Below are 23157 nucleotides of genomic sequence, written 5' to 3'. Positions count from 1 at the left end.
TCACCCTCCAGCACATGCAAACCGGCAGCCGAAGGCCCCGCCAACCGGATCTCGGCTCAAAGTCAGGCCTAGTGCATCGATGCCACGCCGCACGCCCCGTAACGAACGACGACGCGGCGGGCGGCGGGCCGCCCCGGTCAGCTGCGGTCCTTCGGTCCGGGCGGGCCCACCAGCCCGTCGATCAGCTGGTCATCCACAGCCTTCAGCGGCACGGCCACTGCCGCCTCCGCGGGCACGCACTCGGACACGTTCTCGCTGGTCATCGATGTATCTTCCCCGAACGGGAGTTACACCGAACGCGCCCTGCAGACCCAAGCGAATCACAACAAACGCGACGGGTTCTGGACAGGCCGTCCCTGACGGCCAAGGCATCGAGGGAAGAGATCATGCGTACCACGCCTATCAGAGCCGGACAAATAACGGCAGCCGCCGCAAGCGCCATTCTTGCCACCGGATGCGGCGGCGGCGTTGAACGCTCCGCCCCGACTGCCGCCAAGCCCTCGGCATCCTTCGGTCAAAGAGACGTGCAGGTCGACCTGGACGCGGCCCTCGCCGCGGCAGGGCTGCCCGAAGGCAGGTCGAAGGCGGGACTACGTGCCCCCGGCCGACTGGCCAGCTTGGCGACCCCGGAGAGAGAACGCATGCTGGCCGCCCTCATACCTCGGCTCACTCCCTGCGTAGTCTCGTGGTCGTCCGCCGAAACGGGGGCCGCATCCGCAACTACCCCGGCAGAAAAGCTCCGACAGCTCAACGCCGTGCTCGCCGGCCTCAAGACACGGGGGTGGCAGGAGACCAAACCGTCCAAGGAGGTGCCTGCCGGGGAAAACGGTTCCTACTTCATGGCTTCATACGAGAAACAGGGGTGGATCCTGAACGCGCGCCATGCCGGCCTAGGCGCCTTGAGCCAGGCCACCGCCGTGGTCACAGACGAGTCCTGCTTCAGTCAGCTCACCGACGAGGAGTTGTCCCTCCTGGACGAATAGAGCCCCGTCACAGGCCGGAAGGGTGCCGGGGGCACCAGTGCGGCCGACGGCATCGAAAACACCTGAAGACCGGCACATCGAACGCCCGCCGCAGGCGGCAACAGGCCAGCGCCAACAAGACTGCCTGTCAGGCCGATTGCTCCGAGGAACAGGCGCGGCCTTCGTCGCGCGGGCATGGCTCACGGACACTGCCTTCGCAGAACGGCACGCGCAGCATCGGCCGGCCACCTTCACGACAAGACCGATCGCGATGGCTGGCAGTGGTCCCCGCCTGGCTTCCAGACGCGTTCGCCGTGGTCCGCAACCCGCCCAGCCGGCCGGCCCGCGTCAACGGCATCCGCCCCGCGATGGACTCGCGGATGACCGTACGGGCACGCCCAGGCGGAAACGGACCGACCGGCCGGCTGGCTGGCTGGCTGGCTGGCTGGCGGCGACGCTGACCGCCGGAAATCTGCGGCAGGCAGCGGGAGGCGCGGCAACGTCTCTTCGCTGCAGCGGGGTTGAGGGTTTCCACGGGACCGGCAGAATTCCCCAACCCCCTTGATGTTTGCTCAAGTGAAGCTTTACTGTTGCATCGCTCGTGTCCATCACTTCTCCAATAACCCCTATTTCAAGGCAGAAAAGGACACGCTCCATGACTCGTCACCTTCCGCATGTTCGCGCAACGGAATATTTGGTGCGGCCCGTATGGCCTGCCGGTACCTGCGAAGTGACCCAGCACGGCGAGGCCTGGGTAGCCACCTCAGCCGTCGACTTCACCCCCGCCGACGTCCACCTCGTACGCCGCCATTTCCCCGGCCGCCACGTCACCCTCGACGGCGACACCATCACCGTCTGGCCCCTCACCGGCCGCAACCGATAGCCCTGCCGGCCCTCCCGCCCTCGCTTCGAGCGCGGTCGGCCCGGGCCGCACCTCGTTTCCGGCGGCCCCTGCAAGCACACCGCGCCGCCGGACACCGGCCCAGCGCACCAGCCGGCGCGGCTGGCCGCGCCACACGCCGCTTCATCCTCCAAGAAGGACGCCCATGACTTCCCTGTCCCGCACCGCACCCGCCGCGCGGCGGGCCGTGCTGACGCTCGCAGTCGGCCTGGCCATGACGGGGGCCGGATGCGCACCGAGCAGTCACCCCGATACGGCTGCCGTGGCTGCTACCTCCACGACCCGCCCGCACACCACCCCAGCCGGCAACGACAGCCGGCCCTCAACACCCTTAGCCGTGCTGGCCGGCCAGCACCGCCTCAGCCTCACCCTCACCTCGGCCCGCCGCCTCCCTCCCGGTGCACTCACCCTGCGCGGCACCCTGAAGAACACCGGCAGCACTGTTGTCATCGTCCCCGCCGAACTGCGCGGCAACGAAACAGCCGTCCTGAAGAACGGCTCCTCCCTCGCCGGCGCCACCCTGGTCGACTTCACCGCAGGCAAGCGCTACTACGTCCTGCGCGACACCGACGCCCGCCCCCTGACCACCACCGGACTCTCCCAGCTGGAACCCGGTGAAGCTGTGCCCGTCTTCTGGCAGTTCCCCGCACCACCCGCCACCACCACCCACGCCGACTTCGAACTGCCCCTCTTCGACGCCGCAACCATCACCCTGTCGAAGTGAACAGCGCCGTGACCCGCCGCCTGCCACCACGCCGCGCAACCTGGCTGCTCCTGCTGCCCGCCCTCACAGCCCTGCCCACCGCCACCTCCACTTCCGCCTCTACCGCCTCTTCCGCCACCCAGCCGGCGTCCCCGGCCGCGACCTGCGCGTGCACACCCCGCCCGGCCAGCACCCCTGCCGACACCCTTGCCCTCAGCCCCGGCGCGACCCTCGCAGCCCCGCAGGTCCTCCCCCTGACCTCACCCACCCTCGGCCTGCGCCAAAGACACCAGGACCTCACCGGCCGCCACCAGCCCCGCAACGGCCCCGCCTACACAGCACACCCCCGCACCAGCGCGGCCGGCCCCTCCCCCACACCGCCGCCCGTCACCAGCGACTTCCCGCCGCGCACAGCAGCCCCGACCACCGCGCCCCACACCGCCTCCGCTCTGCCCACCCCGACACCAGCGGCCCCGCCCTCACCCGGCCCCCGCTCCCTGCCCCTGTCCACCGCACTCGGCATCGGCGCGCTCGCCGCCGCAGCCCTCACCGCGGCCCTGGCCACCCGGCACGCCCGCCGGAGCAACACGGCTGCCAACACCCCGACGCCCGCGCACACCACCCGCACCGGCGATGACCTCATCCGGCTGGACAGCGCCCTGCACGCCCTCGCCCGCGACGAGAACGACGCCCTGCCCGCCGTACGCGCGGCGCTCATCACTGCCCGCACCGTCCGCCTCCTGCCCGACATCCCCCACACACCGCCCCCAGCGCCCTTCACCGCCGCCGCAGACGGATGGTGGACCCTGCCCGACGGCACCGACCTCCCAGACGAGCAGGCCGCCCGCGAGGCGCCGGCGCCGTATCCGGCACTGGTCACCACCGGCCACACCCCGGCAGGCGACCTCCTGCTCCTCAACCTCGCCCGCACACCCGCCGTCCTGCTGGAAGGCCGACCGGACCACATCACCGAGGTGTGCACCTCCCTCGCCCTGGAACTCGCCATGAGCCCCTGGGCCGGGCAGATCGAGATCGTCACCACGGGCTTCGGCGCCGACCTGCCACAGCTGCTGCCCGCCGCACGGATCACACACCGCCCCGACGCCGCCCACGCACTGCGCGACCTCAGCGAACGGCTGCTGGAAGCACACCAAAGACCCGACATACCGCATCCGCCGTACGTGGTGCTGTGCGCCGACCCTCTCGACACCCACACCGCACGCGACTTCGCCCACCTCACGGGCAAGGCAGCCGCCCTGCCCGTCACCCTCATCGCCCCCGCCCACGCAGCCGCCGCGCACTTCCCCCACGCCGACGTCCTCAACGCCTCACACGACACGCTGCAGCATGTGCACTCCACCGGCACCGACATCCGCCTGCAGCGCCTGAGCCAGGCCGCCTACCACCGGATCACCAACGCACTCACCACCGACAGCCAGCCCGACGGACAGCCCGACGGCCCCGCCCAAGAACCGCAGCACGAACACCAGGGCCAGCCTGGAACCGCGCCGCCGCCCGGACAGCCGCCAGCCCAACAGCCCGACCGACACCCCGCACAGCACACACACCCCTCCCCTGACAGGGGAGTCAGCAGTGACGGCAGTGACGGCAGTGTGTTCCCGGCCCTGCTCGCCGCCACCGCCCACCCGGCCACGCCACGCCTGGCCGGTCCGATCAATCCGGCCGGACCGCGGCCGACGTCCCGTGCACAGGCACCCGGCACACCCCCGGCCCAGAAGACACCCGCCGCAAAAGCGCCGGATGCCGAAGCCACACCGGCCAGTACCGCCCCCTCACGCCCCAGAAGACCTGAACACACCAAGGACGCAGGCACGGACCGTGCGGCACCGGACCCGCACGCACCCGAGATCAAAGTCCTCGGCCCGATCGAGGTCAGCGGCGTACCCAGCACCGGCCACGGCCCGCGCACCGCCCAGCTCGCCGCCCTCCTCTACTTCCGCCCAGACCGCGACGCCGACACCCTGTGCACCGCCATGGACCCCGCCAGCCCCTGGTCACCCGCCACCCTCAACGCCCGCATCCACGGCCTGCGCCGCGCCCTGGGCAACGACCCCACCGGCCAGCCCTACCTCCCCCGCCGCACCTCCGGCAGCGCCCCCTACCGCCTGGCTCCCGCCGTCCGCTGCGACTGGACCCGCTTCCTCCGCCTCACCGAACACACCCACCCCCACGACCCGGCCGCACTGGCCGACCTCGAAGACGCGCTAGCCCTGGTACGCGGACGCCCCTTCGGGACCCAACCCCCACCCTGGGCCGAGCCCCACCAGCAGGAAATGATCACCCGGATCATCCGCACCGCCCACACCATCGCCACCCACCGCACCCCGCCCGGCCCCCACCACAACCTCACCCTCGCCCGCCACGCCATCACAGTCGGCCTCGACACCGACGAGCACGCCGAACTCCTCTACCGCGACTGGATCCGCATCGAAGACGCAGCCGGCAACCGCCCCGGCCTGCACACCGCCATCACCCGCATCCAACACCTCACCCACACCCTCGACGCCCCACTCCAACCCGAGACCCAGCAGCTCATCCACCAACTCCTGCACACCACCGGACACGAACGGCACCCCCAGCCGTGACCCCCACCCGCCCCGGCAACACACCCAGCCCGCGCGTCCACCGCATCCTGACCGCACTCATCACCACCGCCACCCTCACCATCGCCGCCATCGGCTTCACTGGTTCATACGCGGCCGTGCGCAAGCTGGCGGCCAAGAAGGGCTTCGGCACCTTCTCCTACCTCTTCCCGATCGGCATCGACGCGGGCATCTGCGTCCTGCTCGCCCTCGACCTGCTGCTGACCTGGAACCGCATCCCCCTCCCGCTCCTGCGCCAGACCGCATGGCTGCTCACCGCGGCAACCATCGCCTTCAACGGCGCCGCCGCCTGGCCGGACCCGATGGGCACCGGCATGCACGCAGTGATCCCGATCCTGTTCCTCGTCACGGTCGAGGCCGCCCGGCACGCCATCGGCCGGATCGCCGACATCACCGCCGACAAGCACATGGAAGGCGTCCGCCTCACCCGCTGGCTGCTCTCCCCCCTGCCCACCTTCCTGCTCTGGCGCCGCATGAAGCTCTGGGAACTGCGCTCCTACAGCCGCGTCATCAAACTGGAGCAGGAACGCCTCGTCTACCAGGCACGCCTCCACTCCCGCTACGGCCGCACCTGGCGCCGCACAGCACCGGTCGAATCCCTGACACCCCTGCGCCTGGCCCGCTACGGCATCCCGCTCTCCGAGACCGCCCCGGCGGGCCTCGCGGCTGCGGGCATCGAGCCGGTGCCGATCCCCCCGGCCCCGCAGCCCGCGCTCACCGCGGACACCCCGGCCCCACCGGCCGCCGCCGCCCCGCGTGCCGTGGAAGCCGCCCCCGACCGGCAGCAGCAGGCACCAGCCCCACAGCAGCACCAGGGCCGGCACCACGGAAAACTCCCGCTGAAGGATCCCTCCTCGAAGGAAACAGGCGCGTTCCCAGGCCCGGCCGGTCCCCACGACGCCCGTCGGTTCGGCAGGGGTAGCGACACCCCGGCCCCGCTACCGGATGAAGCCGCCTGTTACCGGGGCCTCGAACCGCCGGCAGACAACAGCCCAGACACCTGCACCGACGCCGGACACACCACGCCGCGTCACACGAACCGTCGCAGCGCACCACTCCAGGACAACGACAACACCGCACCTGCACCCGCGCCTGCGCCTGCGCCTGCGCCTGCGCCTGCGCCTGCGCCCGACAACGCAACAGCCCCGGACCACCCACCCGACCGCAGCCGACGCCGGTTCCCGAGAAACCCGCCGACGGCGGCCCTCACACCGTCCAGCACGCGCCGACAGATGCGTACCACCCAGCCGGACCCCGCCCGCCCGCAACCCCATCCTCACGCCGGCCCGTCCGCGCCCCGGCCCAAAAGGCAATCCCGCCCAGCACCCACCCTGCCGGCCCTCACCCAAGTGGACCGCTACTACCTCGCCTGGCACCAGCATCTACAGCAGCACGGCACCGAACCGACCCCTGACCAACTGTCACAACACCTCGCCGACCAGGAAATCCACGACTCCCAAGGCCACCCCGTCAAGCCCAAAACCCTGGCCCGCTACCTGCTGCACTTTCGCATCTACACCGCCTGGGCCCAGCTGCGCGACCTCACCGACCACACCCCACCCCTCGAACACGTCCTCAAACACCTCACCCAGCAAGGCATCACCGCCCAATACAGAAAACCCCTCACCCCCACCGACCTCACCCCCCACCTCACCACCTTCGAACGCCGCTACCACACCCTCAACCACCACACACCGCCCACAGGAATCCACTCCCACACAAAAGACCAGCCGCACCGGAAACACCCGGCAGAGCCGCACGACCGAGAGCGACACCAAGGCGGGACAGGATGACGTCGCCGCGGGTGCCCGCACTGCGGCCGCTGACCGTGCCTTCCCGTCCTGCCCGTCCTCGCGGGCCGGCCCCGGCAGCGCGTGTCGGGCGGCCGGCCTCCCGTTCCGCCGGGCGCGAGCCGCGCGGGTCGCTGGCACTCGGGTGCCGGTCGGTATCGAGCTGGCCCCGTTCCCGGCCTCGTTGGGCGAATACGTCACCGACGCCTCCCGCACGCCACCGCGTTGGCCTACGCCGACGGCCGCCAGGCGGAGACCCGTGAACGCCGCACGCCTCTACCACTTTTGCAGCCACTCCGGCCCCAGCACCTCGGGGGGCTCGTAAGGACAGAGAACTCGGTGCAGCAGACTTCCGCCATGAACACCGCACGACGTCGACTCGGCACCGGACCGAGCACCTCCGAAAGCACTCCGACCGCAGACCCGGGCCAGCGGCTGCTGGCCGCCGAACGGGTCGATCCGGACGCACTCCTGGAGCAAGTCCCGCGGCGGGACACCGTTGCTCTGGAAGGCCGGCGCAACCTCGGTCCTGGCGCGGCCGCAAGTGGCCTGCTCCCATCCCCGAATCCGAACGCAGGAAAGGACGCAATCGGGACGGCGACCGCACCCGAACCTGCCCGTTCCACCCCGTGACGTGCACCTCGGGGCCGGTGGGCCAAGTCCCCTCCCGCCCCGGATCAGTCCTTGCGCCCGCGGACCTCCTGTCCCGCGCAGGACAGGCCGTACGCGAACGCCGGCCTCAGGCGGTTCAGTTCGGTGATTGCGTTGCCGGCGCGCTTGTTCAGAGCGGTGACGTCGACCTTCTAGGCGATCGGGGCGCATTTGTCCCAGTACGCTTCGACCTTGCTGGACCCCGAGGACAAGTACGTGTAGGAGGTCGCGCGACCCATGTTGGTCGTCGCGGCCTTGGTGGGAGCCGGACCCGTCACGTACAGGCGCTTGGTGGCGGCGCTGCAGCGGCAGTTGACCGTGACCCATTTTCCGGCAGTGTTCTTCATGTACACCGTCCCGTTGGTGTACACGCGTGCGGTGACGGTCTTGCAGTAGCGATAAGTGCAGGAGAACCCTTCTCGGAACGGGAGCTCCAGTAGATACAGGCGTACGCCTTGGCCGTGACGGTCTTGCAGGCGACAGCATCGGCTAGGGCGGGCAGAGCTACCGGGAGGATCGCGGCGAATCGCAAGGATCGTCGCCGTGCCGAGGTGTCGGCACCTGTGCATCGTGCTCCTTACGAGCGGTCATAACGGAGTGGATCACCGCGCTGCGGAGCTCGCACAGGTACGCATCGACGACCGGATCGGCGCTGATGCCGGCCTACCCGGTGCAGCACGTACGGCAGCGGGCAGCCCCGCAGACACACGAGGCGCAAGGCCCTTGCCGTGCCGCCCACTCGCTGGTGCGGTCGCCGCCCTGCGCCTGCCGCAGGCTTTGCAGGAAACGTGAGAGCAATGTGCAGAACACGTGAAGGTCAAGTCCTCTTGGGATGTCCGCGCCGCGGAACTGCAGCCGCCCTCGCGACAGATCGTCGACTTCAGGTTCGCCTGGGCGACAGCCGGGAAGACCGCACCCGGCATACGTCGCGGCCGACCAGAGCTCGGGGGTGCAGAAGATGACCCGCGACGACGAGGCCCAGCCAACCAAGTGGATGTTCAGCGTCGGGAACCCCGAGGTCGAGGCCGGTCTCACGATCTCCCTGACCCCCGACAGATGACCGGCTCGGCACCCCCGTATGCCCCGCTCCACACGACAGCGCCTCCGGTGTTCGCGAGTGTTTCAGACATGCGCGAGAACCAACAGTACGAGCGGTACATCGGCGGCAGTCCGGAGGCCGAGCGCCTGATCTTCGAGCGGCTCGCAACCGACTTGCTGCGCGTGCAGCTGAAGGCGAAGAAGCGCAGCGGCTCCGCCACCCTCCATCGGACGTTCCACGCCAAGGCGGTCCTCGGCGTGGAGAACGCCCGGCTGAGGTTCCACGACGACCTGCCCACCGAACTGAGCTCGGGTTTCGCCAGGCCCGGAGCCGAGTATCCCGTCACGGTCCGGCTGTCCAACGCCGGCGGTGTCCGCCAGCCCGACCACGCACCCGACCTGCGGGGTGCGGCGCTGCGCGTCGAAGTCGGTCCCGACGATATCCACGATCTGCTGATGACGAGCTACCCGGTCTCGCATGCCCGCAACGCGCGCGAGTTCGTCCTCTTCGCGAAGGCCATGGCAGGCGCGGACACCCGGCTCCGCAAGGCGTTCGCGTTCTTCGTGAAGCTGCCCCTGTCCGTCGGCTGGTCCACGGCGACGCGTATGCGACGCAACGTTTCGGCCGGGGCCCGGCGTCCGGTGCGGAGCCTTGCACTGGAGACGTACTGGAGCCGTGGCGCAATCCTGTGGGGCGAGGCCGGACCGGTGCGCTATCAGCTGCGCCCCGCCGCCGGCGCCTCCGAGGCCCCGGATCCGTCCCGCACCGACCCCGACTACCTGCGGCATGAACTCGCGCGCCGGCTGCATCGGGCGGACATCGTCTTCGACGTGTGCGTACAGCGCTACGTGGACGGCAGGCGCACGCCCATCGAGGACGGCGCCGTCGAGTGGCGGGAAGAGGATGCGCCCGCCGTGCCGGTGGCCACTCTGACGATCCCGCGCCAGGACCTGGACACCGCCGCGGCACGGGCCGTCGGCTCACGCATCGACCAGCTGGCGTTCAACCCGTGGAACACCACCGGTGCCTTCCGCCCCTTGGGCAACCTCAACCGGGCCCGCAAGGCGGCGTACGAGGCGAGCAGCGCCCACCGCCTGGGCCTGCGCTTCGTCACGGTCGAACCGCGGCGCAACACCCTGCTCGGCTACCCGCTGCGAGCCTTCTTCCACACCGTCAACCGCGTCGTCCCGTGGCACCGGCTGCCCACCCGACCCGGGCTGCTCAACCTTATGGCGTTCCGGCAGACGCTGCGCCGTCACAACCTCATCGACACCGAACTTCACGAGGCCCCGCCCGCCGCCCGGCCCGCACCGGTCCCGGTCGACGAGGACCTGCGGACCAGGCGCAGCTACGACGGCTCCTGGAACGACCTTTCCGTACCTGCAATGGGCGCCGTCGGCGCCACCTTCGGCCGCAACATGCCGCCGGTCCACCGGCCGGACCTGTTCGACACGCCCAACCCGGTCACCGTCAGCGCAAGGCTGCTGCACCGCGACGGGTTCATTCCCGCCACGTCCCTGAACATCCTCGCGGCCGTGTGGATCCAGTTCCAGGTGCACGACTGGGTCGACCACAAGCGCCACCCCGTCGGCGAGAAGTCGGTCGAGGTGCCCCTGCCTCCCGGCATGACCTGGCACAACACCCCCGGCGGTCCACCGGAGAAGGTGATGCACTTCGCCGAGAACGAGGCCCTGTACCAGCCCGGCGGCGGACAGCCGCCGACCTTCGCCAGTGCCGTCTCGCACTGGTGGGACGGCTCGGAGATCTACGGCGGCACCGCCTCGGTCGCGAAGTCCCTGCGCGAGCCCGACGGCCGCGCCGAACTGCGGCTGGAGGAGGGGCACCTCCCGCTTGGCAACGGCCTTCCGGTCACCGGCTTCCGCGACAGCTGGTGGCTCGGCCTCAGCGCGATGACGACCCTGTTCGCCCGTGAGCACAACGCCGTCTGCCGGGCGCTGCGCGACGAGTATCCGCACATGGACGAGGACCGCATCTACCACACGGCACGCCTCGTCGTGGCGGCGCTGATCGCCAAGATCCACACGGTCGAGTGGACGCCGGCGATCCTCTCCACCAAGGCGATCGACATCGCCCTGAAGACCAACTGGCAGGGCCCTCCCAAGACCTGGCTCGACCAATTGGGCACCTGGCTGTTCGAGGCGCACGACCTCGGCGGCACTCCCCGCACTCTGCCCGACCACCACGGTGCGCCGTACTCCCTCACGGAGGAGTTCACCACCGTCTACCGGCTGCACCCGCTCATCCCGGATGACTACGAGATCGTCGACCACCGGTTCGGCCACCGCCTCGACACCCTGACGTTCAACGACGTCCAGGGCGCCGCCACGGAGCCGCTCATCCGCAAGACCGGTCTGTCGGACACGCTGTACTCCCTGGGCATCGCCCATCCCGGGGCGATCACCCTGAACAATTTCCCCCGCTCCCTGCAGACGTTCGAGCGCGACGGAGAGGTGATCGACCTGTCGGTCGTCGACCTGGTGCGCACCCGGCGCCGTGGCGTCCCGCGCTACAACGACTTCCTGGCAGGCCTGCACAAGCCACGCATCCGGCGGTTCGAGGACCTCTCCTCCGACCCGGAGACGGTCGCCCGGTTGAAGGACGTGTACCGCTCGGTCGACGAGATCGACACCATGGTGGGGCTCTTCGCCGAGAACCCGCCCACCGGCTTCGGATTCAGCGACACCGCCTTCCGCATCTTCATCCTGATGGCCAGCCGCCGCCTGCAGAGCGACCGCTTCCTCACGGTCGACTTCAGGCCCGAGGTCTACACCCCGCTGGGCATGGACTGGATCGACCGCAGTGGCATGACCAGCGTCATCCAGCGGCACTGCCCCGAGCTGGCGAGCCTCCTGCCGCGCACGGCCAGCGCGTTCGCGCCGTGGCGTGCCGTCCAGCCCGTGCGCAATCACGGCGACGCGGACCACGACTGACTGAGAGAAGGACATGGCGGTACAACAGCGTGCCACACACACCGGCCTCGAAGACCTCCTGGCCCGGCCCCTGTGGGAGAGCGTCTTCCGGCGGCGCACCCACCGGGTCAGCAAGGGCGCCTCCGTCGCGGCCAGGTCGATGAGCTATGACTCTCCCCACCGGCCGCAGCCCCTGGGCGAGCTGGAGGAGGCCGTGCTCATCGCCCTCACCGGCTGCTCCGGCCTCAGCATGCCGGACCGGCCCTTCGAGGACCCGCGCGACCACAAGCCCATCATGGCCAAGCCGAACCTGAACATGGTAGGGCGTACGGCGGGCAGCCCCGACAACGCCCAGGGCACCCACTTCTTCATGATCAACGACAGCGGGACGTACTACCTGAGGAAGCTGCCCCCGTCGCCCGGGGCGGGATTCGACCCCGACACACTGCTCGAACGGGCCGGCCGGGCGAAGGTGAAGGTGCTGGACCGCCGCCTGGACGTGGCCGAGGGCATGCGCGACTTTCCCGCCTACCTCGACTCCAACCGCTTCCTGTCCAACCTCGCGGGCACCACGGTCTTCCTGCCGGTCGTCGACCTCTCCCACCAGTACATCAACGCCCTGATGTACCTGCTGACCCAGCCCGACGGAGCCCGGCCCACCTTCGTCGACGACCGCAACTTCTACCGCCCGGCCGGGGTGCGCAAGTGGGTGCGCAACGGCTTTCTCAACCCCGACCTCAAGCTGCCGCTCGGCGCCCTGGGGCCGATGCGCACCCAGGTGGAAGCCGACCTGCTGCTGCAGAACATGATGCTGGTCGCCGACGCCATGGGACTCGGCGCCTGGATCCACGCGTCGATCAACCCCCAGCTCATGCTGGGCGACCCGAAGTTCTCCCGCGCCTACGGCCGCATGCTCGGCTTCGACTTCGTCACCCCGCGCTTCAAGCCCGCCGACCTCCTGCGCTGGCAGGTGCCGCTGCCGAAGTACGCGACCCTACGCGCCCACCCGGTGGGACTGCGGGCCGCCGGCGAACACCTCATCAAAGGCGCCTGCCCGCCCAACTACCCCTCGATGGAGGCCGCCGTAGACGCGGTGGTGCAGAGCAAGTTCGGCAAGGGCGGCATCTACGAGGACAAGGACGTCTTCGGCCGCATCTACAAGGACGGCTACGCGCCCCGCTACCTCGAAGAAGCGGGCGAGTACGACCAGCGGGTGATCGATTGCGCACGCGACGTCTGCGTGTACATCCACGCCACCCACGGACGCTTCCCAGCCCACACCGACGCCATCCACGTGCCCGGCATCTGGCTGCAGACGCACCACATCGAAACCGAGTACTACGAGCAGTTCTTCCGGAACGGCCTGACCGATGCCCACCGCGCCCACGCCGCGCGCTGGAAGGAGTAGCCGACCCACCCTGGGCCCCGGAAGCACGCACCGAAGGAGCGCCGTGCAGGTGTACGAAGCCATCGTCAGGGGGCTGGAGAGCGCGGGTGTCGACACCGCGTTCGGCGGCAACGGCGAGAACATCGCCAGTCTGGCCCTGGCACTGGAGAAGTCGCGGAAGATCCGGCCGATCATGACTCGGCACGAGCAGGCCGCCTCGTTCATGGCGTGCGGCTACGCCATGTACACGGGCCGGCTCGGGGTCTGCTTCGCCACCGTCGGTCCCGGCGCGTTCAACCTCTTCTCCGGCCTCGCCGTCGCCCTGTCCGACTCCTACCCGGTGCTGGCCCTCACCGGTTTCGTCTCCCTCGATTGGCGCGGCCACGGCGCGGTGAACGACACGTCGGGGCGGGGCCGCACCCCCGACTCGCAGGCGATGTTCGCCGCGACGACCAAGAAGTCCTTCCTGCTCACGGACATCGCCGACACGTGCGACGTCCTCGAGGAGGCCGTGAACACCGCCCTCGAGGGCCGGCCGGGCCCGGTGCACATCCACGTCCCGCAGAACCTCACCCATCGCGGCACGAGCGTAGACAACTACCACGACGTCAGGCTGGACGTGGCGCCCGTGCGGCCCGACCCGGAGCGGGTCCAGACCATCGCCGGAGTGCTGGCCGACGCCCTGCGGGAGGGGCGCCGGATCGTCCTCCTGGCCGGCTTCGGCACGATCCGCAGTTCCGCCGAGGCGGCGGTGCAGCGCTTCGTCGAGCGTTTCCAGATCCCCGTCGTCACCACCCTGGACGGCAAGGGCGTGATCCCCGAGACCCACCCGCTCGCCGCCGGGGTGTTCTCGGAGAGCGGCCACGCGAGTGCCTGGAAGGCGTTCCGTGAGGCCGACGTGGTCCTGGCCATCGGCAACTCGCTCAACCAACACGCGACGTTCGGCCTGCGCGAGGACCTATTCGACGGCAAGACGCTCATCCAGGTCAACATCGACGCCGGCGAGATGGGCAAGCACAACCGGCCCGCTCACGCCCTCGTCTCCGATGCGCGTCTTGCGATCGAGGCGCTCGGCGCGGCACTGGAGCGGAAGTCCGCACCGGCCGGCCCCGTGCAGGTGCTCGGCCGGGATCACGAGACCCGGCACGTCCCTCACCTTCCCGGGGCGATTCATCCGGGGCAGCTGGCGCAGGCGATCGGCCGCATGCTGCCGGAGGACGCTGTGCTCCTCGCCGACGCCGGTGCCCACCTCGCCTGGCTCGGCTACTACGTCGACCTGGAGCAGGGGCAGAACTTCCGCAAGACGGGCACCTTCGGGCCGATGTCCGCGCACGTGAACGGCGCGATCGGGGTGAAGCTCGCCCAGCCCCACCGGACGGTCGTCGTCGGGTGCGGTGACGGCTGCTACTCGATGGCCGGCTTCGAGCTGATGACCGCCGTGGAGCACGACGTCCCGGTGATCTGGGTCATCTTCAACGACGACGAGTACAAGCTGGTCAAGCTCTACCAGCTCGCGACCTACGGCGAATCGGGGCTGGTGGAATTCCAGAACCCCGACTTCGCGATGTACGCGAAGGCCTGCGGTGCCGACGGCTACTACGTGGAGACGCTCGACGAGTTCGAGGCCGCATTCCGGGCCGCCCTCACCTCGAACAGACCGACCGTGATCGACGTCAAGATCACCCGATGGGCGCTGCCCCACTACAGCACATCACCGGAAGGCGTCGTCCCCGGCATGTGGGAGGCGCTCGAGGAGCGGCTCCGCCAGGGCGGACGGGCCGCGCGATGAGGGAGAAACCGATGAGAGTCTACGAGGCCATCGTCAAGGGGCTGGAAGGCGTCGGCGTGCGGGCCGCGTTCGGCGGCGCGGGGGAGAACGCCGCCGGTCTGATGCTGGCGCTGAAACATTCCCGGCAGATCCGCCCGATCATCGCGCGGCACGAGCAGGCAGCCTCCTTCATGGCCTGCGGCTACGCCATGTACACGAACCGGCTGGGCTTCTGCTTCGCGACCGCCGGGCCCGGCGCGTTCAACCTGTTCTCCGGGCTGGCGGTGGCGATGTCCGACTCCTACCCGGTCCTCGCCGTCTCCGGGTACGCGTCACGGGAGTGGCAGGGATGGGGGTCGCTCAACGAAACGTCGGGCCTGAACCGCACGCCCGACTCCCGGGCGATGTTCGCGGCCACCACCAAGAAGTCCTTCCTGCTCACCGACGCCGACGACACTTGCGACGTCCTCGAGGAAGCGGTCAACATCGCCTTCGCGGGCCGGCCCGGGCCCGTGCACATCCACGTCCCCGAGGACCTCACCCACCATGATGTCCAGGTCACGAACTTCCGGCCGATCCGGCTCGACGTCGCCCCGGTCCTGCCCGACCCGGCGTGCGTGGACGAGATCGCGTCGGTGCTGGCCGACGCCCTGGCCCAGCGGAAACGGATCGTGGCCCTTGCCGGCTTCGGCGCGATCCGCAGCGGGGCGGGACCGCAGGTCAAGCGACTGATCGAGCGGTTCCAGATCCCCTTGCTCACCACGCTGGACGGCAAGGGCATCGTGTCCGAGGGACATCCGCTCGCCGTGGGCGTCTTCGCGGACAGCGGCCACTCCAGTGCCTGGAAGGCCTTCCGCGAAGCCGACATTGTGCTGTGCATCGGGAACTCCCTCAACCAGCACGCGACGTTCAACTACCGCGAGGACCTGTTCAAGGACAAGCTCCTCATCCACGTGAACATCTCCGAGACGGAGTTCCGCAAGGCGTACCTGCCCGACCACGCGTTGCTGGGCGACGCCCGCCCGGCGGTGGAGGCCCTCGTCGACGCGCTGGAGAAGAAGGTGCCCGGCGATGTGCCTGCGGCCGACGTCAAGGGCCGGGACTACGAAGCCCGGCACATCACCCACCTCACCGGGAAGATCCACCCCGGTCAGCTCGCGCAGTCGATCGGCCGAATGCTGCCGCCGCACGCCGTCCTCCTCGCGGACGCGGGCGCCCATCTGGCCTGGCTGGGCTACTACGTCGAGCTGGAGGAGGGACAGAACTTCCGCAAAGCCGGCTCCTTCGGGCCGATGGCCGGGCACGTCAACGGCGCCATCGGCCTGAAGGTCGCGCACCCGGAACGGACCGTCGTCGTCGGCTGCGGCGACGGCTGCTACTCCCTGGCCGGGTTCGAGCTGATGACCGCCGTCGAGAACGACATTCCCGTCATCTGGGTCATCTTCGACGACGAGGAGTTCAAGCTGATCAAACTCTTCCAGCTCGCCACCTACCGGGAGAGCGCCCTGGTCGAGTTCCAGAACCCGGACTTCGCGGCGTACGCGCGCGCGTGCGGCGCCGACGGCTACCGCGTGGAAACGCTCGACGAGTTCGAAGAAGCCTTCCGCACGGCCCTCGCCTCTAACCGGCCCACCGTCATCGACGCAAAAATCACCCGCTGGGCCGTCCCCCACTACAGCCCCTCACCCGACGGCGTGATCGACGCCCTCGTGGAAGCCGTCGAAAAACGCCTCCGCGACTGATCGACCGCACCCCGACACCGTTTCACCCAGGCCCCCGGCCGACACCGGCGCACCGTCCGCCTCATGCTTGGCAATCAGCCGCGGGCCATGACGGGGCCGGCAACGACGATTTCACCGACCTCGCCATCGGGCACAGGGGTGAGGCGGTCATCGAGAAGCGGTAGCCCTGTGTGCCCCAACCCCTCCGTCAGAGCGGCCAGTTCCTCCGCCCACTCCCCGACGTGCTCCGCACTCACATCCATCAGCGCGACCGGACAACGGTCAGCACCGATCACCAGTCACATGATCTGAGGCTGTAGTACAAGGCCCGTGGTTTTCCTGACCGCGGTCGCTGTCCGTTATTCACGCGTGGAGGCATTCGGCCGGCGTGTGGGAAGCACTGCATCTGGTGCTGCTGAAGAAGCTGCGGGCGGCGAAGAAACTGGACTGGTCGCGGGCGGTGATCAACTCCTCCCACGTCCTGGCTGCTCGAAGGGCCCAAAAGCGGACCCATCCCCGTCGACCGCGCACGGCCGGGCAGCAAGCACCACGTCGTCACCGACGCCCAGGGCATCCCGCTCGCGGTGTCGCTGACCGGCGGAAACCGTGGGCGACGTCACCCAACTCCTGCCCCTGCTCGACGAGATCCCGGCCGTTGCCGGTGCCGCCGGCCGCCCCCGGCGCAGACTCGATGCCCTGCTGGCCGACCGCGGCTACGACCACGACAAGTACCGGCAACTGCTGTGGCAGCGCGGCATCCGCCCGGTCATCGCCGAGCGAGACGTCGAACACGGCTCCGGCCGGGGCGCTTTCCGGTGGGTGGTCGAGCGCACCATCGCTTGCCTGCATGGCTTTCGCCGCCTGCGGATCCGATGGGAACGACGCGACGACATCCACGAAGCATTCCCCGGTATCGCGACCTGCCTGATCACCACAGACACGTGCGGCGCCTTTGTCAGGACCTCTTATAATCCTGGCGTGTTTGGTACATCGAACCTCCTCCACGTTTCGTCCGTGCTCAATCGGCAGTCGATCGCGCAGCATGGCCTGGATTGGACCCGGATGGGCGCCGCACTGGGAATCGCCGGCAGCCGCCGCCCTGAGGTGGAGGGGATCTTCGTCTGTCGCGGCGAGGAGGAAGCAGAGTTCTTCCTTCAGATCAACAACACCGGTGGGCCGGTTGATCTCTGGTCCGTGGACGGCATCAATGAGGGATTGCTCCTCGACAACGGCAACGGATTCGTCTACTTGCCCGCCCGTATACCAGCCGCGCGAGTCCGCCTCGTGCGATCAGACGTTCCTCCGCAGCTTGGTTTTTGACATCGCGCGGCGCTACGGCTGGGGGTAGGCCCACGCGTCTGGCTGCGAGCTCGGCCAGGGCGTGGTTGCAGCGCAGGTGGGCCAGGGTCGTCAGCGCCTGACGGCTGCAGGTCAGCCACCGCCGGGTGCCGGTCTGTCGTCGCCGAGCGGTCAGCTCCCTCCGCAGCAGCCGAAGTGCTGAAGTGGCAGACGTAGCCCGGATGGGTGGGCAATGACACGGGAGCTCGGCGGCGAAGGTTGCTGTTGGTCGACAACCCATCTACCTGGGGCTTCATCGTCCAGTCACCGCAACCCCTCAATCTCACAGCCAGGTTGGAAGGGGCTCAATGACGGCAGTCGTGTTCCGGCGCCGTCGACTTCCCCACCTGTCCTGTGTGGCGGATCGGTCGTGATCACGGACGGGCGCCGCGATGTCTCCAGCTCGTTCAGGAGCCGCTCGAGCTCCTGCCCGGAGCGGGCCCGCTCAGGCGCCCTCGGCGGTGACGAGGACGGGGTCGCACGTCCGCAGCCCCGTGACGTAGTTGCCGCTCGTTCCGTAGCCGGGGAAGGTCGCCCAGCCGTCGGGCTCGATGACGCGGCACGGAGCCCACTGGCCGTTCGTGTACTCGACCGTGACGGAGACGGTATCGCCGCAGCCGTTGTGGACGTCGGTGTAGCGCCAGCTCTGGAAGTACTCCACGCACTCCGGAGCTGGCGATCCGGTGGCCGCCACTGCGGACGGGGCGGTGGTCAGGGTTGTCAAGAGACCCGCCGCGCTCATGGCGGCGAGAGCGAGGGGACGCGACATGCGCGTCGAGTGGTGTGTCATGTCCCGAATCCTCAGCCCCACACGGATCCTCACGCAATTTTCTGCAAATCTTTTCAGCCATGATCTCATCATGCATACAAATAAGCAGGCCAACCACCCTTTCAAGGACTGAAAGGATTTGCATACCACCCGCACACCACAGGTAACCAAAGTCGGACTCCTGCCCGCGACCCACCCGCTTCGCCAGCATCGAGTAGGCCAATGAGCACCAACCCGACCGTCACATCATCAATGACTCTTGATAGGGCATCGGAGCTTGACTCTGTCGGGGATCTTGGAGTTTCCCAGTGCGCCGGGGTGATCGGTGGGCATGCTCGGGGTGTTTCCGAGAGCCCATGCCGTTGTCGAGGAACGACTGCGCCCCCGCGGCGCGATCCACGGAGGCCGAGCGCGCCCCGTGCTGGCACCGAGCAGATAGCCGCCGTGATGTCGCTGCTCTTTGATCGCCAGGGCGACGAAACGCGAGCCAGGGCGCATCGAGACCGCATCCGCGCCTGGTGTCCCGCACGAAAGACGAGGTACGAATGGTGAAAGAGGAGTCTTTATGCCATCACACGAGACCATGCCGATGGAGTCGGTGTGGGACTACCCGCGACCGCCCGCTCTGCGCCGCGACCCGAGACGGATCGTCGTCGAGTGTGCGGGCGAGATCCTCGCCGATACGACCCGCGCTTGGAAGATCACGGAGACCAGCCACCCGCCGGTGTTCTACGTGCCCCCGACCGACGTGCGCACAGACCTGCTGCGGCCTGCCTCCCACCACACCTGGTGCGAGTGGAAAGGCAGCGCTGACTACTGGGACATCCTGGTGGGATCCCACCTTCGCGCCCTCGCCGCATGGAGCTATCCCGACCCGCGGCCGCCCTACGAAGACCTCAGAAACCACGTCGCCTTCTACGCCGGGAGAGTCGACCGCTGCACCGTCGACGGCTACACGGTGCAGCCCCAGGAAGGCGACTTCTACGGAGGCTGGATCACCCCCGAGGTCCGTGGCCCTTTCAAGGGAGGAGCCCACACCCACGGCTGGTGACCGGACCAACGCCCAAGCGCCTCTGCCACACTGCCCGGGTAAGCGGCCGCCGGCTCGCCTCCGCAAGCAGCTCGCTGTGTTTCCCGACGTCCATGTCATCGGCATTCTGTTAACCAGTAGGCGCTATCGGTCGGGCGCAGCGGGGAAGAGCTTTCGCCATGAGACTGATCAGCGACGGGCATGACCACCGGAGCGAGCCAGGGTGGCGGTGGTATGCCGGGGCCGTCGGCGCTGCAGCCGCGGCCGCGGTAGCGGGTTCGGCGGCAGTCGACCCGGCAAGCACCTGGTACCGGGCACTGCGCAAGCCCGTGTGGCAGCCGCCGTCATGGGCGTTCGGCGTGGTGTGGACACCTCTTTACGCCTGCCTCGCCTTCGCTGGCGGACGGGCGCTCACCCAGACTCACAGCCAAGAGCGCGTGCAGATCGCTGCCAGTTTCGGGGTGAACTTGACGTTGAACGCCGGCTGGAACTGGCTGTTCTTCGGCCTACGCAGCCCACGAGCCGGGCTGGCCGGCACGGCCCTGCTCAACGTCAGCAACGCCGACCTGGCCCGCCGGATCGCACAAGCCGACAAGATGGCGGGCCGTGCTCTGTGGCCGTACAGCGCATGGTGCGCCTTCGCCACCGCTCTCAATGCCTCCATCGCCCATCGCAACCGCTGAGCCATCGTCGGCAGGCCGACATAGATGATCCTGCTGCCGTTCTGTACTCCGGACGACACACGCCGCAAACGAAAGCGCCGCCCCGTCGAGGGGACGCCGTCGCGGGGTCGCGATTGAAGCCGCCCACCGCTCGACGTTCTCCACGACCGCGGACGACCAGCCGTCAGCTGTGACTGAGAGGTCTAGTTGGCGACCTTCGTCAACTAAACCGCTCATGGGTGTGTCAGCGGTCTCGCGTAGCGTGCGTACGGAACGCGCGGGCTATGACCTGAGCGGAGGGGCGGGCAGCGGCGTGAGTGACTGTAGGGAGTGGCTGGCGGGGCGCGATCGGGACGCGGCCCTGATCATCAGGACCGATTATCGCGACGAACAGGCATGGACTGCGGTGAAAGCCGAGCTGATGAGGCCCTGGGGTGATGGAGACTTCGAGCCGTACGTCCACATCGCTGACGATCCGAAGTGGGCGGGATGCACCTCGGCTCAGATTCTCTCCGCGGCGTTGGCCGATGGGGAGCTGAGCGTGGTGTTCCTCGCCGACCGCGACTCAATGCGTGGTGGGCCTACCACGTTGCTGGCAGTGGCCGTGCTGGCCAGGGAAGAGTGCGACAGCGACGAGGAGTTCGAGGCGGACGGCGGCGAGTTCCGCACCGTCCCTGCCGGCGTCCACGAGATCCACGCGAATCTCATGATCGCCAACCTGTCATTCGGCGATTTCAAAGAAGCCGCCAAGCAGGACCCCCAGGACACCTTCCAGGGGTTCGCCATCTGAAGGACCCGGCTCGCCGTAGTGACCGGCGCCAACGGCGGCACGGGCAAGGAGGCGGCCAAGCGCCTGGCCGGCGCCGGAGCAGGCGTCATTCTCGCGGTGCGCACCCCGGCCAAGGATGAACAGGCGAAGGCCGAGATCCTCGCCGCGCACCCCGGCGCCCGCGTGCAGGTCCGCCGCCTCGACCTGGCGGACCTGTCCTCGGTGCAGGATTTCGCGGACAGCCTGATCGTCGAGGGGAAGCCGTTGGACATGCTGCTCAACAACGCCGGAGTAATGAACGTGCCCCAGCGCACCGAGACCGCCGACGGCTTCGAACTGCAGCTGGGCAGCAACTTCCTCGGGCCGTTCGCCCTCACCAACCGGCTTCTGCCCCTGCTGCTCGCCGCCCCCGCGCCACAAGTGGCCACGATGAGCAGCGGCACCGCCAACCGGGCACGCATCGACTTCGGTGACCTGCAGTCCGTACGCGGCTACAGTCCGACCCGGGCCTATGCTCAGTCCAAACTGGCGGACATGCTGATGACGGTGCACCTGGCCGAGCTCGCGGCCCAGCGCGGCTGGTCCCTGCTGTCGGCCGGCGCGCAGCCTGGCTACACCCGCACCAACCTGATGACCTCCGGGCCCACTCTCAACGGCGGCCGGCCCGGCTTGATGGAGTCGATCTTGTACAAGATCGTGCCCTCGCAGGGGCCCGAGCAGGGAACGGAACCCCTGCTGTTCGCGGCGACGAGTCCGACGGCCACCGCAGGCGGCTACTACGGGCCGCGATGGGGGATGGTCGGTCCGACGAAGCCGGTCGAACTGCCGCGACCGGGCCGGGACAAGAGCGCCGCGGCACGCCTGTGGACCGAGGCCGAACGCCTCACCGGCGTCTCCGTCCCCGCTTGAGGACATCGACCAGCCGCCACGAAGGCGGACCCTGCTGAACCCTACGGCTGATCCCGCCGCAGGGTTTCGGGCAATGTGGCTGACCAGAGTGGAGATCCGGCATCCTCTAACCGAGAGACCGTTCAAAGTGCGGAGTCCTGTGGCGGCCAAGCCGATGACTCGGCTACGCATTGTCACTACAGAACGGGCTCCTCCAACGGCCTGCGTAGGCTGGTGGGTGTTCGTGGGAAGAGGTGCGGTGATGGGTGTCGTACGGGTTTCCCCGCAGGACTCCGAGGTTCACGTGTCGCTCGGCGATGAGATCGTGCTGCAGCTGCCGGAGAACGCCACCACGGGCTACCTGTGGTCGGTCCAGCGCGTCGACGGCGCTCTCCAGGTGACCGGTGACGAGTACGAGGCCCCCGGGCAGCTGTTGCCCGGGGCCGCAGGGCAGCGGGTGGTCCGCGTCCGGCCGACCGCGGCCGGCGAGGGACTGGTGCAGCTGGAGCTGAAGCGGCCATGGGAGAGCGACGTGCAGGACCAGCTCAGTGTCCGGGTCTCGGTCGCCGGGTCCCCAACCGGCGGTTGACTCTCATCCCGCGGCGGACGCGGGCAGGACCGCCCCGCTCGGGAACGGCCCTGCCGACGGCGGGTGAGTGGACTCACCAGAGATAGATCTCGCGGATCATCCCGTCCGTCTCCTCACGGAAGGTGATCGGCCGTCTGGTCTGGCGTGCCTGGGACGCCAGCGTGGTAAGCGCCGTGAAGGCGGCGTCGGAGCCGTTGTGGATCTTCTTCCAGGTGCCGCCCTGGACATGCAGGTACGCGTTGCGGGTCTGGTCCGTCGACCACATGCCGTCGACCATCACGTTCTGGGTCCAGACGCCGGCGACGGCGCCGGCGGCCTGGATGGCCTGGATGGCCTGCTTCGTCGCCCTGGCGTCCGGGTGCACCACCGGACGGGCCTCGCCGGCGGCCGTCTCCTCGAACCGGACCACCATGGCGTCGGTCTTCGGCTTTCCGAACTCGGTGACCGGGATGGCCGACATCCCCACCTCGACGCCCGGGGGCGGCATGACCGGCTTGCCGGCGCCGCCGTTCATCGAGGCGGTCGCGGTGTATCCGGTGCGCGCCCTGGCGGAGGGCGCCTCCAGCGTGCTCATCTTCGGCCTCGTCATCTTGTACCACTCCTGCTGTCGTGTGTCGTTGGTCGTGTGTCGTTGGT

General features: G+C 69.0%; 19 protein-coding genes and 1 pseudogene. 15 read left to right on the top strand and 5 right to left on the bottom strand.

The window, feature by feature from the left end; genetic code table 11:
* Positions 1-137: 137 nt before the first annotated feature.
* Positions 138-263 carry a hypothetical protein gene (locus tag ACZ7OY_RS39310; RefSeq protein ID WP_472250367.1) on the bottom strand — a complete coding sequence of 42 codons (126 nt, stop codon included), beginning with the start codon at positions 261-263 and terminating at the stop codon, positions 138-140.
* Positions 264-386: 123 nt separating this feature from the next.
* Here ACZ7OY_RS39310 and ACZ7OY_RS39305 point away from each other — a divergent pair, with 123 nt between their 5' ends.
* From ACZ7OY_RS39305 to ACZ7OY_RS39285, 5 genes are all read left to right on the top strand, one after another.
* Entirely contained in the window at positions 387-983 is a 597-nt protein-coding gene (locus tag ACZ7OY_RS39305) for a hypothetical protein (RefSeq protein WP_472250366.1), read from the top strand.
* Between the two features lie 709 nt (positions 984-1692).
* Positions 1693-1845: a hypothetical protein gene (locus tag ACZ7OY_RS39300; protein WP_472250365.1), complete on the top strand. Its 153-nt coding sequence runs from the start codon at positions 1693-1695 to the stop codon at positions 1843-1845.
* A gap of 163 nt (positions 1846-2008) precedes the next feature.
* Positions 2009-2587: a hypothetical protein gene (locus tag ACZ7OY_RS39295; RefSeq protein ID WP_472250364.1), complete on the top strand. Its 579-nt coding sequence runs from the start codon at positions 2009-2011 to the stop codon at positions 2585-2587.
* Positions 2584-5172: a bacterial transcriptional activator domain-containing protein gene (locus ACZ7OY_RS39290; protein ID WP_472250363.1), complete on the top strand. Its 2589-nt coding sequence runs from the start codon at positions 2584-2586 to the stop codon at positions 5170-5172. The genes ACZ7OY_RS39295 and ACZ7OY_RS39290 overlap by 4 nt, the downstream gene beginning before the upstream one ends.
* On the top strand, positions 5169-6983 hold the full coding sequence (locus ACZ7OY_RS39285) for a DUF2637 domain-containing protein (protein ID WP_472250362.1): 1815 nt from the start codon (positions 5169-5171) through the stop codon (positions 6981-6983). Before ACZ7OY_RS39290 ends, ACZ7OY_RS39285 begins: the two co-directional genes overlap by 4 nt.
* A gap of 800 nt (positions 6984-7783) precedes the next feature.
* On the opposite strand, the gene ACZ7OY_RS39280 is transcribed toward ACZ7OY_RS39285, so the two are convergent.
* Positions 7784-7978 (bottom strand): hypothetical protein, encoded by a 195-nt coding sequence (locus tag ACZ7OY_RS39280; protein WP_472250361.1) that lies wholly within the window; start codon positions 7976-7978, stop codon positions 7784-7786.
* A gap of 781 nt (positions 7979-8759) precedes the next feature.
* On the opposite strand from ACZ7OY_RS39280, the gene ACZ7OY_RS39275 reads away from it, so the two are divergent.
* The 4 genes from ACZ7OY_RS39275 to ACZ7OY_RS39260 are packed head-to-tail and all read left to right on the top strand — an operon-like array spanning position 8760 to position 16497.
* Positions 8760-11621 (top strand): peroxidase family protein, encoded by a 2862-nt coding sequence (locus ACZ7OY_RS39275; protein ID WP_472250360.1) that lies wholly within the window; start codon positions 8760-8762, stop codon positions 11619-11621.
* A 13-nt stretch (positions 11622-11634) separates the two neighbouring features.
* The gene (locus tag ACZ7OY_RS39270; RefSeq protein ID WP_472250359.1) at positions 11635-13008 is read left to right on the top strand and encodes a hypothetical protein; all 1374 of its coding nucleotides are present in this window, start codon (positions 11635-11637) and stop codon (positions 13006-13008) included.
* Between the two features lie 49 nt (positions 13009-13057).
* On the top strand, positions 13058-14776 hold the full coding sequence (locus tag ACZ7OY_RS39265) for a thiamine pyrophosphate-binding protein (RefSeq protein WP_472250358.1): 1719 nt from the start codon (positions 13058-13060) through the stop codon (positions 14774-14776).
* Between the two features lie 11 nt (positions 14777-14787).
* Positions 14788-16497, top strand: coding sequence for a thiamine pyrophosphate-binding protein (locus ACZ7OY_RS39260; RefSeq protein ID WP_472250357.1), 1710 nt, complete (start codon positions 14788-14790; stop codon positions 16495-16497).
* A 74-nt stretch (positions 16498-16571) separates the two neighbouring features.
* Here ACZ7OY_RS39260 and ACZ7OY_RS39255 read toward each other — a convergent pair whose 3' ends face one another.
* A complete protein-coding gene (locus tag ACZ7OY_RS39255; protein ID WP_472250356.1) occupies positions 16572-16772 on the bottom strand; it encodes a hypothetical protein in 201 nt (66 codons plus the stop codon).
* 86 nt (positions 16773-16858) lie between these two features.
* Here ACZ7OY_RS39255 and ACZ7OY_RS39250 point away from each other — a divergent pair.
* A pseudogene (locus ACZ7OY_RS39250) lies at positions 16859-17403 on the top strand (IS5 family transposase); the annotation flags it as partial.
* Between the two features lie 856 nt (positions 17404-18259).
* Here the strand turns inward: ACZ7OY_RS39250 and ACZ7OY_RS39245 are convergent.
* Complete coding sequence (locus ACZ7OY_RS39245) at positions 18260-18604, bottom strand: alpha-amylase (protein WP_472250355.1); 345 nt, start codon at positions 18602-18604, stop codon at positions 18260-18262.
* A gap of 544 nt (positions 18605-19148) precedes the next feature.
* Between ACZ7OY_RS39245 and ACZ7OY_RS39240 the strand changes: the two genes are divergently transcribed.
* From ACZ7OY_RS39240 to ACZ7OY_RS39220, 5 genes are all read left to right on the top strand, one after another.
* Positions 19149-19634, top strand: coding sequence for a DUF427 domain-containing protein (locus tag ACZ7OY_RS39240; RefSeq protein ID WP_472250354.1), 486 nt, complete (start codon positions 19149-19151; stop codon positions 19632-19634).
* Positions 19635-19792: 158 nt separating this feature from the next.
* The gene (locus ACZ7OY_RS39235; RefSeq protein ID WP_472250353.1) at positions 19793-20296 is read left to right on the top strand and encodes a TspO/MBR family protein; all 504 of its coding nucleotides are present in this window, start codon (positions 19793-19795) and stop codon (positions 20294-20296) included.
* 241 nt (positions 20297-20537) lie between these two features.
* Positions 20538-21065, top strand: a complete 528-nt coding sequence (locus ACZ7OY_RS39230) for a DUF6924 domain-containing protein (protein WP_472250352.1) — start codon at positions 20538-20540, stop codon at positions 21063-21065.
* An 18-nt stretch (positions 21066-21083) separates the two neighbouring features.
* The gene (locus tag ACZ7OY_RS39225) at positions 21084-21953 is read left to right on the top strand and encodes an SDR family NAD(P)-dependent oxidoreductase (protein ID WP_472250351.1); all 870 of its coding nucleotides are present in this window, start codon (positions 21084-21086) and stop codon (positions 21951-21953) included.
* A gap of 241 nt (positions 21954-22194) precedes the next feature.
* A complete protein-coding gene (locus ACZ7OY_RS39220) occupies positions 22195-22521 on the top strand; it encodes a protease inhibitor I42 family protein (RefSeq protein ID WP_472250350.1) in 327 nt (108 codons plus the stop codon).
* Between the two features lie 73 nt (positions 22522-22594).
* Here ACZ7OY_RS39220 and ACZ7OY_RS39215 read toward each other — a convergent pair whose 3' ends face one another.
* The gene (locus ACZ7OY_RS39215; RefSeq protein WP_472250349.1) at positions 22595-23110 is read right to left on the bottom strand and encodes a hypothetical protein; all 516 of its coding nucleotides are present in this window, start codon (positions 23108-23110) and stop codon (positions 22595-22597) included.
* Between the last annotated feature and the right edge of the window lie 47 nt (positions 23111-23157).

This window comes from Streptomyces sp. NPDC107559 (assembly GCF_055657365.1).
The sequence above is the reverse complement of the archived record's forward strand: the minus strand, read 5'-3'. Positions and strand labels throughout refer to the sequence as shown.